At 29.0% G+C, this 17,087-nt stretch carries 17 protein-coding genes; 11 read left to right on the top strand and 6 right to left on the bottom strand.

Annotated features, from left to right (window positions below; all coding sequences use genetic code 11):
- Positions 1-2: 2 nt before the first annotated feature.
- The 6 genes from ftsZ to ispE all read right to left on the bottom strand — a co-directional run bounded on the left by ftsZ (position 3) and on the right by ispE (position 7,220).
- Positions 3-1,235: a cell division protein FtsZ gene (ftsZ, locus tag NBW53_RS01290; RefSeq protein WP_250278326.1), complete on the bottom strand. Its 1,233-nt coding sequence runs from the start codon at positions 1,233-1,235 to the stop codon at positions 3-5.
- A 206-nt stretch (positions 1,236-1,441) separates the two neighbouring features.
- Positions 1,442-2,155, bottom strand: a complete 714-nt coding sequence (locus NBW53_RS01285) for a cell division protein FtsQ/DivIB (protein ID WP_250278325.1) — start codon at positions 2,153-2,155, stop codon at positions 1,442-1,444.
- Between the two features lie 9 nt (positions 2,156-2,164).
- The gene (murA, locus tag NBW53_RS01280) at positions 2,165-3,424 is read right to left on the bottom strand and encodes a UDP-N-acetylglucosamine 1-carboxyvinyltransferase (protein WP_250278324.1); all 1,260 of its coding nucleotides are present in this window, start codon (positions 3,422-3,424) and stop codon (positions 2,165-2,167) included.
- Positions 3,425-3,489: 65 nt separating this feature from the next.
- Positions 3,490-5,709 carry an ATP-dependent helicase gene (locus tag NBW53_RS01275; protein WP_250278323.1) on the bottom strand — a complete coding sequence of 740 codons (2,220 nt, stop codon included), beginning with the start codon at positions 5,707-5,709 and terminating at the stop codon, positions 3,490-3,492.
- Positions 5,710-5,775: 66 nt separating this feature from the next.
- Positions 5,776-6,231: a VanZ family protein gene (locus NBW53_RS01270; RefSeq protein ID WP_250278322.1), complete on the bottom strand. Its 456-nt coding sequence runs from the start codon at positions 6,229-6,231 to the stop codon at positions 5,776-5,778.
- Between the two features lie 116 nt (positions 6,232-6,347).
- A complete protein-coding gene (ispE, locus tag NBW53_RS01265) occupies positions 6,348-7,220 on the bottom strand; it encodes a 4-(cytidine 5'-diphospho)-2-C-methyl-D-erythritol kinase (RefSeq protein ID WP_250278321.1) in 873 nt (290 codons plus the stop codon).
- Positions 7,221-7,413: 193 nt separating this feature from the next.
- Between ispE and NBW53_RS01260 the strand changes: the two genes are divergently transcribed.
- From NBW53_RS01260 to NBW53_RS01210, 11 genes are all read left to right on the top strand, one after another.
- The gene (locus NBW53_RS01260) at positions 7,414-7,863 is read left to right on the top strand and encodes a MarR family winged helix-turn-helix transcriptional regulator (protein ID WP_250278320.1); all 450 of its coding nucleotides are present in this window, start codon (positions 7,414-7,416) and stop codon (positions 7,861-7,863) included.
- A 12-nt stretch (positions 7,864-7,875) separates the two neighbouring features.
- Positions 7,876-8,850, top strand: a complete 975-nt coding sequence (locus tag NBW53_RS01255) for a beta-ketoacyl-ACP synthase III (RefSeq protein ID WP_250278318.1) — start codon at positions 7,876-7,878, stop codon at positions 8,848-8,850.
- Positions 8,851-9,004: 154 nt separating this feature from the next.
- Positions 9,005-9,946 (top strand): enoyl-[acyl-carrier-protein] reductase FabK, encoded by a 942-nt coding sequence (fabK, locus tag NBW53_RS01250; protein WP_250278317.1) that lies wholly within the window; start codon positions 9,005-9,007, stop codon positions 9,944-9,946.
- A gap of 25 nt (positions 9,947-9,971) precedes the next feature.
- Positions 9,972-10,898 carry an ACP S-malonyltransferase gene (fabD, locus tag NBW53_RS01245; protein WP_250278316.1) on the top strand — a complete coding sequence of 309 codons (927 nt, stop codon included), beginning with the start codon at positions 9,972-9,974 and terminating at the stop codon, positions 10,896-10,898.
- A complete protein-coding gene (gene fabG, locus NBW53_RS01240; protein ID WP_250278315.1) occupies positions 10,898-11,629 on the top strand; it encodes a 3-oxoacyl-[acyl-carrier-protein] reductase in 732 nt (243 codons plus the stop codon). Before fabD ends, fabG begins: the two co-directional genes overlap by 1 nt.
- Before the next feature lie 10 nt (positions 11,630-11,639).
- The gene (gene fabF / locus NBW53_RS01235) at positions 11,640-12,878 is read left to right on the top strand and encodes a beta-ketoacyl-ACP synthase II (RefSeq protein WP_250278313.1); all 1,239 of its coding nucleotides are present in this window, start codon (positions 11,640-11,642) and stop codon (positions 12,876-12,878) included.
- 5 nt (positions 12,879-12,883) lie between these two features.
- Positions 12,884-13,363, top strand: coding sequence for an acetyl-CoA carboxylase biotin carboxyl carrier protein (accB, locus tag NBW53_RS01230; RefSeq protein WP_250278312.1), 480 nt, complete (start codon positions 12,884-12,886; stop codon positions 13,361-13,363).
- Positions 13,364-13,578: 215 nt separating this feature from the next.
- Positions 13,579-14,004: a 3-hydroxyacyl-ACP dehydratase FabZ gene (gene fabZ / locus NBW53_RS01225; protein ID WP_334302891.1), complete on the top strand. Its 426-nt coding sequence runs from the start codon at positions 13,579-13,581 to the stop codon at positions 14,002-14,004.
- A gap of 10 nt (positions 14,005-14,014) precedes the next feature.
- Positions 14,015-15,361 carry an acetyl-CoA carboxylase biotin carboxylase subunit gene (locus NBW53_RS01220; RefSeq protein WP_250278310.1) on the top strand — a complete coding sequence of 449 codons (1,347 nt, stop codon included), beginning with the start codon at positions 14,015-14,017 and terminating at the stop codon, positions 15,359-15,361.
- A gap of 20 nt (positions 15,362-15,381) precedes the next feature.
- Entirely contained in the window at positions 15,382-16,236 is an 855-nt protein-coding gene (gene accD, locus NBW53_RS01215; protein ID WP_250278309.1) for an acetyl-CoA carboxylase, carboxyltransferase subunit beta, read from the top strand.
- A gap of 23 nt (positions 16,237-16,259) precedes the next feature.
- Positions 16,260-17,060 (top strand): acetyl-CoA carboxylase carboxyltransferase subunit alpha, encoded by an 801-nt coding sequence (locus NBW53_RS01210; RefSeq protein WP_250278308.1) that lies wholly within the window; start codon positions 16,260-16,262, stop codon positions 17,058-17,060.
- The last annotated feature ends 27 nt before the right edge of the window (positions 17,061-17,087 follow it).

The following is a 17,087-nucleotide window of genomic DNA, read 5'->3' as shown; positions in this document are numbered from 1 at the left end:
TTTTATCTATTTTTTCTTAAAAATGTAGGTATATTTAATTTACCGCCTTCGTGTTCATTGTTATTTTGTCTATTTAAACCATAATTATTATTTTCCTGATTTGTAAAAATAGGTTCTTGAGTATGATTTATCATAGGTTGTTGTTCTGGTTGCACTGTATTAGAAAATCCATTTTGTAAGTGCTGTGGTTGAATATTATATTGTTGATTGTTTATCACTGGATTAATATTTTGATTCATATTACTATTTAATAAAGGTTGTTGCTCTACTTGATTATCACAAACATCTTTAAGATCTGTTGCAACAATAGTAATAATAACTCTATCTTTAAGATTTTCTTCTATAGAAGAACCATATATGATATTAGCAGACACATCAAGCATATCTGTTATACTAGATACACCTCTGTTTATTTCTTTAAGTGCTAAATCTGGGCCACCAGCAACGTTAATAAGAAGACTTTTAGCTCCTTCAATAGATGTTTCTAACAATGGGCTATTTATAGCTTCATTAACAGCATCTTGAATTTTATTTTTACCACTACCCTCACCTACACCAAGATGAGCATATCCTTTGTCTTTCATAATAGTAGTAACATCTGCAAAGTCTACATTTATTTCAGCCGGATTTTTTATAATATTAGCAATACCAGTAACACCTTGTCTTAAAACTTCATCTACTTTATGGAATGCTTCTATCTGAGTAGCATCATCTTCTATAATATCTAATATGCGCTCATTAGGTATAACTATTAATGTATCTACGCTTTCTCTTAATTTTTCTATACCTTCCATAGCATTTAAAGCTCTTTTTTTACCTTCAAAATTAAAAGGTTTTGTAACAACAGCAACAGTTAAAACTCCTTGGCTTTTGGCAATATTTGCTACAACAGCAGCAGCTCCTGTACCTGTTCCACCGCCCATACCAGCAGTTACAAATACCATATCTGCACCTTGTATAGCTTGTGCTATATCATCTTTAGATTCTTCTGCTGCTATTCTACCAACTTCTGGGTTACCACCTGCTCCAAGTCCACGTGTAGATTTTTCACCTATTACAATAGTTTTTTGTGCTAAACTTTTATTAAGCGCTTGTCTATCTGTATTTATAGCAATAAAGTCTATATCTATCGATCCACATTCTACCATTCTATTGACAGCATTGTTACCAGCTCCACCTACGCCTATTACAATTATTTTTTCTTCTTCGTTATTTATATTTTCTAACCCTATCAAATTATAACCCTCCTACGTGATATTCTGTCCTTATTTTTTCTATTATACACTATGTATGTTAATAATTCAAATTTTTTATAATATTATTCTATAACTATAAGTATATCTATTTTAAAAAATTTTTCAAGTGTATTCTTAAATTTATTATTACAATTTTTTAATATAATATATACTAAAAAAGTATTAATACTATTTATTTTTATATTTTAAGTTATATATTTAAAAATTGGTGCCTTATTTACATCATCTATATATAAAAATCCTTTTTCTTGTGGTGTAAAATTTTCAAGTATTTCATTTAATGTATTCATTTTTATATTTAATGTTTCTTTATCTCCTAAAATAATATCTAACTTTTCCATATATAACTGTATATTTTCCAAATCTGATACATCTATTCTTAATATTCCTTTTAAATTTTCTTTATCTTTTATAACATTAGTAATTTCCATAACAACATTAAATGCTTCATCATTTTCAGTTTTTAATTTTTTACCCACTATAAAATTATCAAATTCTAAACCATAAATAAGCGGTAAAGGTTCTTTATAAGTAGAGTTAATATCTACAACTAATCCTGTTTTGTCAATATATATATATTCACTTATATATGGTATATATCCAGCTATTTCACGCTCTTTAATACTAATATTCACAGTATTTGGAAATATCCTATCAACCTCTACACTTTCTATAAAATAATCATACTTTAACCTCATTTTGGCTATAAAACTGTTAAAACTTAGTATATTCGTTGTTTTATCTAATTTTAATTCTCTTATTATATCTGATTTTTCTAATGTTTTAAGCCCTTCTATATGTATATTAGTTATATTAAGCCAAGGTGAGAGCATTAATAGCATAAAAATTAAAACTATTAATGCTACCCCCATTAGAATATAATTATATATTTTTTTCATTAGCTTCACCTAATCTTCTATATATTTTATATCCGCACCTAAAATATTTAGTTTTTTATCTATATTTTCATATCCCCTATTTATATAACAAGCCCCTTCTACAGTGGTTTTACCATTTGCAAAAAGCCCTGCTAATATAAGAGATGCTCCTCCTCTTAAATCTTTTGCAAAGACAGTTTTCCCTTCTAAAGTATCTACTCCATTTATAATAAAAGTGTCATTATCTTCTGCAATATTAGCTCCTAGCTTATTAAGTTCTTTTATATGTTTATTTCTTGCTTCAAATATATTTTCTTTTATAACACTTATGCCTTGAGCAACTGATAAAACACTCATAAGTTGTGGTTGTAAATCTGTTGGAAAATATGGATAAGGTTTTGTTTCTAAAAAGTCTATAGATTTTAAATTTTTTGTTCCTTTTATTTTTATAGAATTATTAGTTTCTATTATGTTACAACCAGTTTTTTCTAAAATCTCAGTTAAAGATTTTAAATAATTAGGATTTATTCCTTTTATTTCTGTATGACCATTAGTTATTGCTGTCATACATAAAAAAGTTCCTGCCTCTATTCTATCTGGCATTATAGTATATTCCACAATATTATTTAATTTTTCTACTCCTGTTATAGTTATCGTTTCTGTTCCTTCTCCAAATATATTAGCACCCATTTTTCTTAAAAATTTTACCATATCTATTATTTCTGGTTCTTTGGCACAATTTTTTATAATAACGCTTCCTTTAACAAAAATAGATGCAAGAATAATGTTTTGAGTAGCTCCAACACTTGCAAAAGGTAATTCTATAATTATAGGTTTTATTTCATTAACACTTGCTTTTATAATATTACTATCATCTTCTATATTTATACCCATTTTTTTAAAAGCCGTCAAATGAAAATCTATTGGTCTTTTTCCAAGGTTACACCCACCTGGATAACATATACTAGCCTCTTTAAACCTAGCTATTATAGCTCCTAAAAATATTATAGATGAACGCATTTTTTTTACTAAATCTTCTTTAACATTTGTTTTATCCATATTTTTGGAATTTACAATTACTGTATTTTCTCCATAGCTAACTTCACAACCTAAGTCTTTTAATATATCTATAGCTACAAATGTATCTAAAAGCATTGGTACATTTTTTAAAATAGATATGCCACCGTTTAAAACTGTTGATGCAAGTATAGGCAAAACAGCATTTTTAGCTCCATTTACAAAAATTTGTCCGTTTAATTTATTTTTGCCTTGTATTATATATTTTCCCATATATAACCCTCCAAAAATTCATATTTTATACTATGAATGGTTATATATTTTGGTTACAATTTTTGCTATGCTTTTTTAAGCTTAGATAAATTTGCCATTAATTTCTTTTCTCCAAAGTTATCAAAATTTATAGTAACTTCATAATCGGCTCCTGCTGGGTCTATTTTTAAAACAGTACCTTGTCCAAACTTAAAGTGTCTAACTTTATCACCTATTTCAAAATCTAAAGATATATTTTTAGGTGTTGGCATTTCTTTTTTTAGATATGCTAAAGGATTAGGCTTATATGTTGGTTTTGGTCTATATTTTCCATTATTTTCTTCTGTATTAAATGAAATTGTTGGTGTTTTTTCTACCTTTTCTTTAATATGTATTAAATTTTTAGGTAACTCTTTAAAAAATGATGATGTAATAGACCCTTCATATCTTCCTTGCTTTAGTCTAGATTTAGCATTTGTTATATAGAGCTTGTTTTTTGCCCTTGTTATACCTACATATAAAAGCCTTCTTTCTTCTTCTACAGCAGATGCATCTTCGCTCATTAAAGCACGATATGACGGAAAAATTCCATCTTCAAATCCTACAATAAATACAATAGGAAACTCTAATCCCTTAGAGCTATGTAAAGTCATTAATGTAACCACATCTTCTTCGTCTTCCATAGAATCTATATCTGCTACTAAAGATATTTCTTCTAAAAATCTTGTAAGAGATTTTTCTTCGTCTTCATTATTTTCATACTCTACTGCTTTATTAATAAATTCTTCTAAATTTGATATTCTTCCTTGTGCTTCGTCTGTACCTTCTTTTTCAAGTTCTTCAATATATCCTGTTTTATCTAAAATATATTTTATTAAATTTGTTACTGCTACTTCTTCACTTTTTTCAATAAAATCTAATATAAGGTTATAAAAATCTATTATAGTTTTAGTTTTTCTTCCCAACTCTGTTATTTCGTCTGCTTTAGATAAAGCTTCAAAAAAAGTTATATTATTTTTATTAGCATATTCACTAATTTTTGAAACACTGGTATCTCCTATACCTCTTTTAGGTACATTTATTATTCTTTTTAATGATATTTCGTCACTAGGGTTTTCTAATATTTTTAAATAACTTATAATATCTTTTATCTCTCTTCTACCATAAAAATTTATTCCTCCATATAGCTTATATGGTATAGATAAAAATACTAACTGTTCTTCTATTACCCTAGATAAATTATTAGCTCTGTACAATATAGCAAAATCTTTGTAGCTGTAACCTTCTTTTATTTTATTTAAAATTTCATTAGCTACAAAAACAGCCTCTTTTCTATCTGAATCACATTTTTCATAGCTAATAAGTCCACCTTGTTCATTTTCTGTCCATAATCTCTTTTCTTTTCTTCCAAAGTTATTTTTTATAACATAATTTGCTGCATCTAATATAGTTTTTGTTGAGCGATAATTTTGCTCTAACTTTATAACTTTTGTATCTTTAAAATCTTTTTCAAAATCTAATATGTTATTTATATCTGCTCCACGCCAACCATATATGCTTTGGTCATCATCTCCTACAACACAAATATTTTTATATTTATTAGATAGCATTTTTATTAATGTATATTGGCTAGTGCTTGTATCTTGATATTCATCTACCATAATATATTTAAAACGCTCTTGATATTTTTCTAAAACGTCTATATGATTTGCAAAAAGTTGAACTGTTTTAAAAATAAGGTCATCAAAATCTAATGCATTGTTAATTTTTAATAGTTTTTCATATTCTAAATATATATCAGATATATTTTTTTTCCTAAAATCTGAACCCACATTTTGAGAATAAATTGTAGCTGTTATAAGCTTATCTTTTTGTCTTCCTATAGTATTTAAAACAGTCTTTGGGCTTAATTTTTCATCATTTATCTTATATTCTTTCATTATTTCTTTTATAAGACGTTCTGCATCATCTGCATCATATATAGTAAATTTATTTGTATATCCTAATTTTTCTATCTCTACTCTTAATATACGAACACACAAAGAATGAAATGTAGATACTAAAACTTGGTTTCCTTCTTGACAAATAGAAGAAACTCTTTCTCTCATTTCTTTCGCCGCTTTATTTGTAAAAGTAATAGCAAGTATATTAAATGGTCTTATACCCTTTTCAATAAGATATGCTATCCTATGCGTTAACACTCTTGTTTTACCAGACCCTGCTCCTGCCAAAAGCAACAAAGCTCCTTCTGTTGTTAAAACGGCCTCTTTTTGCATAGGGTTTAGCTTATTTAATAATTCTTCCATTTTTGTATCTCCTAACCATAAACTTTAAATAAAAATTATAAATATTAAGCTTTTTAATATATTAATTTATATTTTTTTAATATATTTATTTTTAATTGTAAAATAAACACATACTATACTTATCCCCACTGTAGCTCCAAAAAAATCTAGTAAAACATCTTTTACAGAAGATGACCTACCATTAGAATATATTTGTATATACTCATCTATAACAGGTATAAATATAGCAAAAAATAGAGGAAATCCTATTATGCTAAATATTTTATTTGTAAATGCTTCAAAAGTAAGCATAATAAAAAATCCAAATATAAAAAACTCAACAAAATGTGCTAATTTTCTTATAAAATATCCTTCTAGTTTAAAATCTAACCCTATGTTAGCTATTATATCGTTTATAAAATTTAAAACAATTGCACTAGCATTAGATGAGCTTGTTCCATTTTGCATAGAGTTATAAAATATAAATATTACAACTAATACAGTACATATTAAATACACTATTTTTTTTAAGTTTAGTTGCATAGAGCCTCCTTAAAAGTCTTTTTATATTATATTTAAAACTATCATACTTGTAAATATTTTAATATATCTATCTTCATTATATTAATTTTTTATTTTGTATTTTATTAATATCAAATTTATATATTAAAATTAAAAGGTCTAGTTACAAATACTTCTCTTATCCTCATAGTTTTTTCTAAACTTCTTTTAGCTATAATAGCTTGTCTTTTATCTTTAAATATACCAAAAACTGCCGACCCACTACCACTCATAAGACTACCTAAAGCCCCATTTTTTATCATATTCTCTTTTATATCGGCTATAATAGGATATTTTTTTATAGAAACTTCTTCTAAAACGTTACATAAATTTTTACTAATACCCTCTAAATCTTGTTTATTTAAATAATAAATAAATTTTTCTATATCTGGTCGGTTATTGATATTAGCTAAATCCATACTTTGAAAAATAGAAGCTGTAGATATGCTAACATGAGGCTTTGCTATTAATATATGGCAATGTGGAAAAGGTTTTAAAGGTGTTAATTTTTCACCTATACCCTCAGCTAAATAAGTTCCTCTTTTTATACAAAAAGGTACATCTGCTCCAAAATCTTGTCCTATCTTTAATAGTTCTTTGTTAGATATTGGTAAATTAAATAAATTTCTTATACCTATTAATGTTGCTGCACAGTCTGTACTACCACCTGCAAGCCCTGCACATATTGGTATTTTTTTTATAAGCTTTATATCTATGCCATACTTAATGTTATATTCATTTTTTAGATATTCAGCTACTTTATATACTAAATTTTTTTCATCTGTTGGTAACCAGTAAATATTTGTTTCTAGGTTTATGTTATTATTAAAAGTTTTTCTAATATAAATAGTATCTATTAAATTTATAGTTTGCATAACCATTTGTAAGCTATGGTATCCATTTTCTAATTTTCCTACAACATCTAAAATAGGGTTTATCTTTGCCCTTGCATAAAGCTTTATTTTTTCCATATTTTATCCTCTTATATATATTTTCTTTTTATATATTTTAACATATAAATTATAAAATAAAAACAGATTTTAACAAAATTTTAAAGAAAATATATAAAAAAATAGACTAAAAATACTTGACGTTTTTATAAACTAATAATATACTTTGATTATCAAAAGATTTTTTAATCTTTATATATACGGAGGCTATATTATGAAAAAAACTTTAGATACTATTAGCGGTCTTATATCTAGTGTTTTTTATGATATAATAAAGCTAGAAGAATCCTTTTTAAAAAATCATAAATATAAAGACGTGTCTTCTAAAGAGGTAAGGACTATAGAAGCAATAGGTATAAATAAGACAAAAAATATGGGCTATATAGCTAAAACTCTTGATATAACTGTTGGTACTTTAACTGTTTCTATAACAAACCTTGAAAAAAAAGGATATGTTATAAGAGAAAAATGTATTAATGATAAAAGAGTTGTAAATGTTATACTCACAGAAAAAGGCAAAAAACTTTTTAAACTACACAAAAAATTTAAAGAAAATATTATGAAAACAATAGTTATAGACCTTTCTAACCAAGAAAGAGAAATTTTTAATGGTGCTTTAAATAGAGTTAGCCAAATATTACATAAACAATATATAAATATTTAAAAGGAGAAATATATGTTTAGTTCAAAAATAATTGGGTTTGAAAGCTATCTACCAGAAAATATTATAACAAATGACCAGCTTTCAAACATTGTAGAAACGTCTGATGAATGGATATATACACGAACAGGTATATCAAAAAGACATATATCTACAAAAGAAAACACCTCAGATTTTGCAATAAACGTAGGTAAAAAATTAATAGAAAAAAATAACATTTCACCAGAAGATATAGACATAGTTATTGTAGCAACTATCACACCAGACTATTTAACACCTTCTACAGCTTGTATAGTTCAAGGTGCAATAGGTGCTAAAAATGCTTTAGCTTTTGATATAAATGTAGCTTGCTCTGGCTTTGTATACGCTTTATCTATTGCCGATAAATTTTTAAAATCTGGACTATATAAAAATGCTCTTGTTATAGGTTCAGAAACTTTATCAAAAATAATAGATTGGACCGATAGAGGCACTTGTGTATTATTTGGAGATGGTGCTGGTGGAGTTTTATTAACATCTAATAACGACTATAATAGTATTTTAGCAGAAGATTTAAAAGCAGATGGTATGTCTTGGCAGGCTATAACTGGTGGTAAATTAAATTTAAACAATCCTTTTACAGAAAATAAGGAAGAAAATTCTTTTTATCTTCAAATGAATGGTAGAGATGTATTTAATTTTGCTACAAAGACTGTGCCAAAAAGTATAAACCAAGTTTTAGAAAAAGCTAATATTACATTAGACGATATAAAGTATATCGTTCCTCATCAGGCTAATTTACGTATTGTTGAGGTTGTAGCAAAAAAATTAAATGTAAATTTAGATAAATTTTATTTAAATCTACAAAACTATGGCAACACCTCAGCTGCTAGTATCTCAATAGCCTTAGCAGAAATGTCAAAAAATAATTTACTACAAAAAGGTGATAAAATAATAATAACAGGTTTTGGTGCTGGTCTTACTTGGGCTTCTATGCTAATTCAAATATAGGTATATTATGAAAGATAATGATAAAATAAAATTGTTAGTCTTTATTATGGTTGGTATGGCTTTAGGTAGCATATTAGCTATAATATTATATAAATATTTTCATTAAAGTATAAAATAATAAAAATTAAAACTAAAGGTTAAAATGGTGATAAATATGAAATCAAATTTATGTGATATATTAGGTATAAAATATCCTATTTTTCAAGGTGCTATGGCTTGGATATCTGATGGAGAGCTTGCTGCTAGTGTATCTAATGCTGGTGGGCTTGGAATAATTGCTGGTGGCAATGCTCCAGGAGAAGTTGTAAGAGAAGAAATAAAAAAAGCAAAAGCATTAACAGACAAACCTTTTGCCGTAAATATTATGCTTTTATCTCCTTTTGCAGAAGAAGTGGTAAAAGTTGTATGTGAAGAAGGCGTTAAAGTAGTAACAACTGGTGCTGGTAATCCTGCTAAATATATGGACTTATTTAACGAACATAATATTGCAGTAATACCTGTTATCCCATCTGTTGCTCTTGCTCAAAAAATGGAGAAAATAGGTGCAAAAGCTGTTGTTGCTGAAGGTATGGAAGCTGGTGGACATATAGGCAAACTTACTACTATGGCTCTTGTTCCACAAGTAGTAGATGCTGTTAATATCCCTGTTATAGCCGCAGGTGGTATAGCAGATGGTAGAGGTTGTGCGGCAGCTTTTATGCTTGGTGCAGAAGGTGTTCAAGTTGGTACAAGATTTTTATTATCAAACGAATGTAATATACACGAAAACTATAAAGAAAAGGTAGCAAAAGCTAAAGATATAGATACAGTTATTACAGGTCAAATAACAGGACATCCTGTTCGTGTTTTAAGAAATAAACTAGCTAGACTTTATGATACAGTAGAAAAAGAAGAGCTAAAAAAAGATACACCAGACATAGAAAGAATTGAAAAATTAGGTTCTGGTGCTTTACAAAAAGCTGTTAAAGATGGTGATGTAGAAAATGGTTCTGTTATGGCAGGTCAAATTGCTGGTATGGTATCTAAAAGGCAAAGTAGCCACGAAATTATACAAGAACTTGTTAGCGAATTTGATGCTTTAATGGGCAATAAATAATTATTAGTTATATAGGAGAAATAATATGAAAATATGTTTTATATTTAGCGGACAAGGTGCTCAATATAACGGTATGGGTAAAGAGCTTTATGATAATTTTTCTGTATGCAAACAAGTATTTGAAGATGCAAACAATGCTTTAGGCTTTAATATAACAGATATATGTTTTAATGAAGATGAAAAACTTAATCAAACAGAGTATACTCAACCTGCTATATTAACGACAAGTTATGCTATTTTTAAACTTATGGAAGAAAAAGGTGTAAAAGCAGATTATATGGCTGGTCTTAGCCTTGGAGAATATTCTGCTCTTTGTGCTAGTGGTGCTATAAGCTTTAAAGAAGGTGTAGCTCTAGTTAGAAAAAGAGGAAAATATATGACAGAAGCCGTTCCTGTTGGTGTTGGAGCTATGTCTGCCGTTATGAACGCTGATGAAAATATTATAAATGAAGCTTTAAAAGAAGCCTCTACAGATACAGAACTTGCTATGATTGCAAACTATAACGCTCCTGGCCAAATAGTTATAGCAGGGCATACACCTGCAATAGAACGAGCAGAAATAATACTTAAAGAAAAAGGTATAAAAAAGGTAATAAGACTTAACGTAAGCGGACCTTTCCACACTTCTTTATTAAAACCTGCTAGTGATAAATTAGCAACTGAACTTGAAAATATTAGTATAAATACACCTAGTATAGATGTTTTTACAAATCTAACTGGTGAAAAAATAGAAAATATAAAAGATACTTTAATACAACAAGTAATGAGCCCTGTTAAATGGGAACAAACTATAAAAAATCTTATTAATCTTGGTGTAGATACTTTTATAGAGCTAGGACCAGGTAAAACATTATCATCTTTTGTTAAAAAAGTTAGTAAAGAAGTTAATGTTTACAATGTAGAAGACTTATCTAGCTTAGAAAAAACTTGTAAAGGAATAGGTATAGAATAATGTTAAAAGAAAAAACAGTAATTGTTACAGGTGGTGCTAAAGGTATCGGAAAAGCAATAGCAATAGCTTTTGCTAAAGAAGGAGCAAATATAGTTTTAAACTATAGAAGCACAAATCCAGAAGAAGTAGTTAAAGAAATAGAAAGCTTAGGTGTAAAATGCTTAACTGTTCAAGCCGATATAGGCAATTTTGAACAAGCAAAACAATTAGTAGATAAAGCTGTAGAAGAGTTTAAAACTATTGATGTTTTAGTAAATAATGCAGGTATTACTAAAGATAATCTTCTTTTAAAAATGTCTGAAGAAGATTTTGATACAGTTATAAACACAAACCTTAAAGGTGCTTTTAATATGATAAAACACACTAGCAAAATAATGCTTAAGCAAAAAAGTGGAACTATTATAAATATGAGTAGTGTTGTAGGGCTTACTGGTAATATTGGTCAAGTAAATTATTCTGCTAGTAAAGCAGGTATGATAGGTATGACTTTCTCTACTGCTAGAGAGCTTGCATCTCGTGGTATCACTTGTAATGCTATTGCTCCTGGGTTTATAACAACAGATATGACAGATGTTTTATCTGATACTATAAAAGAAAATGTACTTAACACAATACCTTTAAAAAGATTTGGTACAACAGATGAAATAGCTAGTACGGCAATATTTTTAGCTAAAAATAAATATATAACAGGTCAAGTAGTTACCGTAGATGGCGGTATGGTAATGGCCTAAGGAGGTTAATATGGAAAGAAGAGTAGTTGTAACAGGTATGGGCGTAGTAACTCCTGTTGGTAACAATGTAAATGAATTTTGGGAGAGTATAAAAAACGGAAAACACGGTATAGCTCCTATAACTCATTTTGATACATCAGATTCTAAAGTAAAAATTGCTGCAGAACTTAAAAATTTTGAGCCTGAAAAAGTTTTAGATAAAAAAGAAATAAGAAGATTAGAACAATTTAGTATATATGCTTTATATGCAGCTCAAGAGGCAGTGGATAATAGTGGACTTGATTTAGATAAAATAGACCCTTATAGATTTGGTACAATAATAGGCTCTGGTATGGGCGGTATTGGTATGATTGAAGACCAAATGATAAAAATGGTAGACAAAGGTCCTTCAAGACTTGCTCCTTTATTTATCCCAAGTGTTATATCAAATATAGCATCTGGCCACGTAGCTATACGTTTTGGTGCTAAAAGCTCTTGCGAAACAGTTGTAACTGCTTGTGCTACTAGTACAAGTTGTATTGGTATGGCTTATAGAAATATAAAATTTGGCTATGAAGATGTTATTCTTGCCGGTGGTACAGAAAGTACAATTACAAAAGCTGGTATTGGTGGATTTGCGGCATTAAAAGCATTATCTACTTCAGAAGATGTGGACAGAGCTTCTATACCTTTTGATAAAGAAAGAAATGGCTTTGTTATGGGCGAAGGTGCTGGTGTTCTTGTTTTAGAAGAATTAGAACATGCTAAAGCTCGTGGTGCTAAAATATTAGCAGAAATTGTTGGATACGGTGCTACTTGTGATGCTTATCATATGACTGCTCCTTGTGAAGATGGTGATGGTGCTGCTCGTGCTATGATTAAAGCTATGGAAGAAGGCAATGTAAACCCTAACGATATTACATACATAAATGCTCACGGAACTAGCACTCCTGCAAATGATGTGGGCGAAACAAAAGCTATAAAAACAGCGCTTAAAGAAAACGCCTACAATGTTTCTATTAGCTCTACAAAATCTATGACTGGTCATCTTTTAGGTGCAACTGGTGCTGTTGAGGCAATAGCATCTATATTAGCATTAGAAAATAACTTTGTACCTCCAACAATAGGCTATAAAGTTAAAGATGAAGAGTGTGATTTAGACTATACACCAAATGTTGGTAAAGCTCGTGAGATGAAATATGCTTTATCTAATACACTTGGATTTGGTGGACATAATGCCGTGTTATGTCTTAAAAAATGGGAGGACTAATTAAAATGGATTTTGAAAAAATTAAAGATCTTATGCAAAGTCTAGACAATTCTAACCTTATGGACTTTGAGCTTAAGCTAAATGAAGGTTTTTACCTTAGAATGAACAAATATAATAGTCAACCTACTACACAAAATATAAATATTAGCGAACAACCTAATAATACTCAATTACCTACTATAAATAATATTGCAGAAAATATCTCTGAACCTATAACAATTATACCAGAGGCAAAACAAGAAATAAAAGAAGGTAATGTTATAACTAGCCCTATTGTAGGTACATTTTATTCTAGTAGCTCCCCTACTAAACCTGCCTATGTAAAAGTTGGCGACAAGGTAAAAAAAGGTGATGTTTTATGTATTATTGAGGCTATGAAAGTTATGAACGAGATAAAAAGTCAATATGATGGTGAAATAGTTGAAATAATGGTTGAAAATGAAGCTATGGTTGAATATAACCAACCTTTATTTAGAATAGTATAATTATTAGTCTTAATATAAATATACTAAAAATTTAAATATAACTAAAATAATAAAAGTTATTTAAATAATATACTAAACTTTAATTTGTATATATAAAGGTAGGTTTTAACAAAGATTTAGTCTTTTTTTAAACCTACCTTTTTACCATAACAATATTTATATGGTAAAATTTGTAACTCAAAAAATATTTTTAAATTTTATTAATATATAAGGAGATTATTATGAATATTAAAGAAATAATGGAAATTATACCTCATAGATACCCTTTTCTTTTAATAGATAAAGTAGTTGAAATAGAAGAAGGTAAAAAAATAGTAGCTATAAAAAATGTAACAATGAATGAACAGTTTTTTCAAGGTCATTTTCCTGTTGAACCTGTTATGCCTGGGGTATTAATAATAGAAGCTATGGCTCAAGCCGGTGCTTGTGCTATTTTATCTATGGACGAATATAAAGGTAAAATTGCATACTTTGGCGCTATAAATAATGCAAAATTTAGAGATAAAGTAGTGCCTGGAGATACTTTAAGGCTAGAGGTTGAGCTTTTAAAGCTAAAAAAAGTTGCCGGTATTGGCAAAGGCATTGCATATGTTGGTGATAAAAAAGTAGCCGAAGCAGAGTTTACTTTTATGATTGGATAGAGGTGAATTTATGTTTAATAAAATATTAATAGCAAATCGTGGAGAAATAGCCGTTAGAATCATTAAAGCTTGTAGAGAGCTTGGTATATCTACTGTTGCCGTATATTCTGAGGCAGATAAAAATGCTTTACATACTCAACTAGCTGATGAAGCAATTTGTATAGGTGGCAACAAAAGTGCTACTAGCTACCTTAATATGAATAATATTATTAGTGCTGCTTGTCTTACTGGTGCTAATGCTATACACCCTGGATTTGGATTTTTATCTGAAAATTCAAAATTTGCCGATATGTGTAAAGAATGTAACATTAAATTTATAGGTCCAGATGCTAAAACTATTGACCTTATGGGAAATAAAGCTAACGCTAGAAAATTAATGATAGAAGCCGGTGTACCTGTTACTCCAGGTAGTGATGGTATCGTAGAAGATTTTGAAAAAGCTAAAGCTCTTGCTAAAGATTTTGGCTATCCTGTTATGATAAAAGCCTCTGCCGGTGGTGGTGGCCGTGGTATAAGAATTGTTAGAGAAGAAAAAGATTTAGAAGAAGCTTACAACTCAGCAAAAAGTGAGGCAAAAGTTGCTTTTGGTGATGATAGTATCTATATGGAAAAAGTAATAGAAAATGCTAGACATATAGAAATACAAGTATTAGCCGACGAACACGGTAATGCTATCCATTTAGGTGAACGTGATTGCTCTTTACAAAGAAGAAACCAAAAAGTATTAGAAGAAGCTCCATCTGTAGCCCTTGATGAAAAAACAAGAAAAGCTATGGGCGAAGCTGCTTTACGTGCCGTTAAAGCCTCTAACTATAAAAATGCTGGTACAATAGAATTTTTATATGGAAAAGATAATAAATTTTATTTTATGGAAATGAACACACGTATACAAGTAGAACACCCTGTTACTGAAATGATAACAGATATAGATATAGTAAAAGAACAAATAAGAATAGCTTATGGTAAAAAACTTAAATATACTCAAGATAATGTAACTTTTAATGGACATAGTATAGAATGTAGGATAAATGCAGAAGACCCTTATAATAATTTTGCACCTTCTCCTGGTAAAATAGATTACCTTTTCTTACCTAGTGGTTGTAATGGGCTTAGGGTTGATTCTGCGGTATATGCAGGATACACTATACCTACTTTTTATGATTCTATGATAGCTAAAGTTATAACAAAAGGCAAAACAAGAGAAGAAGCTATACAAAAAATGAAAAGAGCTTTAAACGAATTTGTTATAGAAGGTATTAAAACTAACATAGATTTTCATATGGAGCTTTTAGACAATGAAGATTATTTAAAAGGTAATTTTGATACTTCATTTATAGCTAATAAAATTTTAAAATAGCTTTTGAAAGGGAGATGTAAATGGATTTATTTAAAAATAAAAAAAGTCCTAATAATTTAAATAAAAAAACAAATAAACAAAAGCTTTTTACTAAACCAGAGGTACCAACAGGATTATGTGTAAAATGCAGTGGTTGTGGTACTACTATATACCATAAAGAAATTGGGATATATAATATTTGTCCAGAATGTAACTTTTATTTTAGGTTATCGGCTAGAGATAGAATAAAAACTATTGCAGATAAAAATATATTTGTAGAATTTGATAAAGATATGAAAGCTAAAAATCCTCTAAATTATCCAAACTATAACGAAAAAATAGAAGATTTAAAAGAAAAAACTGGGCTAAATGATGCAGTTGTTACTGGAAAATGCCAAATATATGGTAAAGACTGTGTTTTATGTGTAATGGATGCTAACTTTATAATGGGTAGTATGGGGTCTGTTGTAGGTGAAAAAATAACAAGAGCCTTTGAATATGCAACAGAAAATAAATTACCTATAATAATATTTACGGCCTCTGGTGGAGCTAGAATGCAAGAAGGTATAGTATCTTTAATGCAAATGGCAAAAGTTAGTTGTGCCGCCTCTAAACACTCTGAGGCAGGACTTTTATACGTAACAGTTTTAACAGACCCTACAACAGGTGGTGTTACGGCTAGTTTTGCTATGCTTGGAGACATCATACTTGCAGAACCTAACACTCTTATAGGATTTGCCGGCCCTCGAGTTATAGAGCAAACTATAAAACAAAAATTACCAGAAGGATTTCAAAGAGCAGAATTTTTGTTAGAACACGGATTTGTAGATGCAATAGTAGAAAGACAAAATCTTAAAAAGACTTTATCTACTATACTAAAAATACACAAAAAATAAATTTATTATAAGGAGGGGCTAAAATGTCAACTGCTTTTGAAACAGTAAAGTTAGCAAGAAGAGTAACTAGACCAAATGCTAAAGAATATATAGACTATATATTTACAAACTTTATAGAGCTACACGGTGATAGAGCATATAAAGATGATAAGGCCGTTATAGGTGGTATAGCTCTTTTAGACCATCAACCAGTTACTGTTGTTGGTATACAAAAAGGGTCTACAATAGAAGAAAATATAGAACGTAATTTTGGCTCACCACACCCAGAAGGATATAGAAAAGCTTTAAGGCTTATGAAACAAGCAGAAAAATTTAATCGCCCTATTATCACTTTTATTAATACCTCTGGTGCATATTGTGGCATAGGTGCCGAAGAGCGTGGTCAAGGTGAAGCAATAGCTAGAAATCTTTTTGAAATGGCTAATTTAAAAGTTCCTATTATTGCTATTGTTATAGGTGAAGGTGGTAGCGGTGGTGCTTTAGCTCTTGGTGTTGCGGATAAAGTTTGGATGCTTGAAAATTCTGTTTATTCTATCCTATCGCCAGAAGGATTTGCTAGCATTTTATGGAAAGATGCAACAAAAGCACCAGATGCTGCAGAGCTTATGAAAATAACGGCTAAAGACCTTTTATCTCTTGGTATTATAGAAAAAGTTATACCAGAGGTAGATGGTGGCGTTGAAATGGACTTTATGTATACGGCACATATTTTAAAAGAATCACTTATAAAAGAGGTAAATAACCTTTTAAATATAAATAAAATTAAACTTTTAGAAGATAGATATAATCGTTTTAGAAAGTTTGGGGAATTTGAAGAATTTTAATTAAAAAATAAATTATATTGAGGTGGT

Source organism: [Clostridium] colinum (assembly GCF_940677205.1).
Lineage (GTDB): Bacteria > Bacillota > Clostridia > Lachnospirales > CAG-274 > Tyzzerella > Tyzzerella colina.
The sequence above is the reverse complement of the archived record's forward strand: the minus strand, read 5'-3'. Positions and strand labels throughout refer to the sequence as shown.

Coding starts and splice junctions, on each gene's coding strand:
- fabD (WP_250278316.1), top strand. CDS start 9,972: ATGAAAATATGTTTTATATTTAGCGGACAAGGTGCTCAATATAACGGT.
- fabG (WP_250278315.1), top strand. CDS start 10,898: ATGTTAAAAGAAAAAACAGTAATTGTTACAGGTGGTGCTAAAGGTATC.
- murA (WP_250278324.1), bottom strand. CDS start 3,424: ATGGGAAAATATATAATACAAGGCAAAAATAAATTAAACGGACAAATT.
- NBW53_RS01270 (WP_250278322.1), bottom strand. CDS start 6,231: ATGCAACTAAACTTAAAAAAAATAGTGTATTTAATATGTACTGTATTA.
- accD (WP_250278309.1), top strand. CDS start 15,382: ATGGATTTATTTAAAAATAAAAAAAGTCCTAATAATTTAAATAAAAAA.
- fabF (WP_250278313.1), top strand. CDS start 11,640: ATGGAAAGAAGAGTAGTTGTAACAGGTATGGGCGTAGTAACTCCTGTT.
- accB (WP_250278312.1), top strand. CDS start 12,884: ATGGATTTTGAAAAAATTAAAGATCTTATGCAAAGTCTAGACAATTCT.
- fabK (WP_250278317.1), top strand. CDS start 9,005: ATGAAATCAAATTTATGTGATATATTAGGTATAAAATATCCTATTTTT.
- NBW53_RS01255 (WP_250278318.1), top strand. CDS start 7,876: ATGTTTAGTTCAAAAATAATTGGGTTTGAAAGCTATCTACCAGAAAAT.
- NBW53_RS01275 (WP_250278323.1), bottom strand. CDS start 5,709: ATGGAAGAATTATTAAATAAGCTAAACCCTATGCAAAAAGAGGCCGTT.
- ispE (WP_250278321.1), bottom strand. CDS start 7,220: ATGGAAAAAATAAAGCTTTATGCAAGGGCAAAGATAAACCCTATTTTA.
- NBW53_RS01260 (WP_250278320.1), top strand. CDS start 7,414: ATGAAAAAAACTTTAGATACTATTAGCGGTCTTATATCTAGTGTTTTT.
- NBW53_RS01210 (WP_250278308.1), top strand. CDS start 16,260: ATGTCAACTGCTTTTGAAACAGTAAAGTTAGCAAGAAGAGTAACTAGA.
- NBW53_RS01285 (WP_250278325.1), bottom strand. CDS start 2,155: ATGAAAAAAATATATAATTATATTCTAATGGGGGTAGCATTAATAGTT.
- NBW53_RS01220 (WP_250278310.1), top strand. CDS start 14,015: ATGTTTAATAAAATATTAATAGCAAATCGTGGAGAAATAGCCGTTAGA.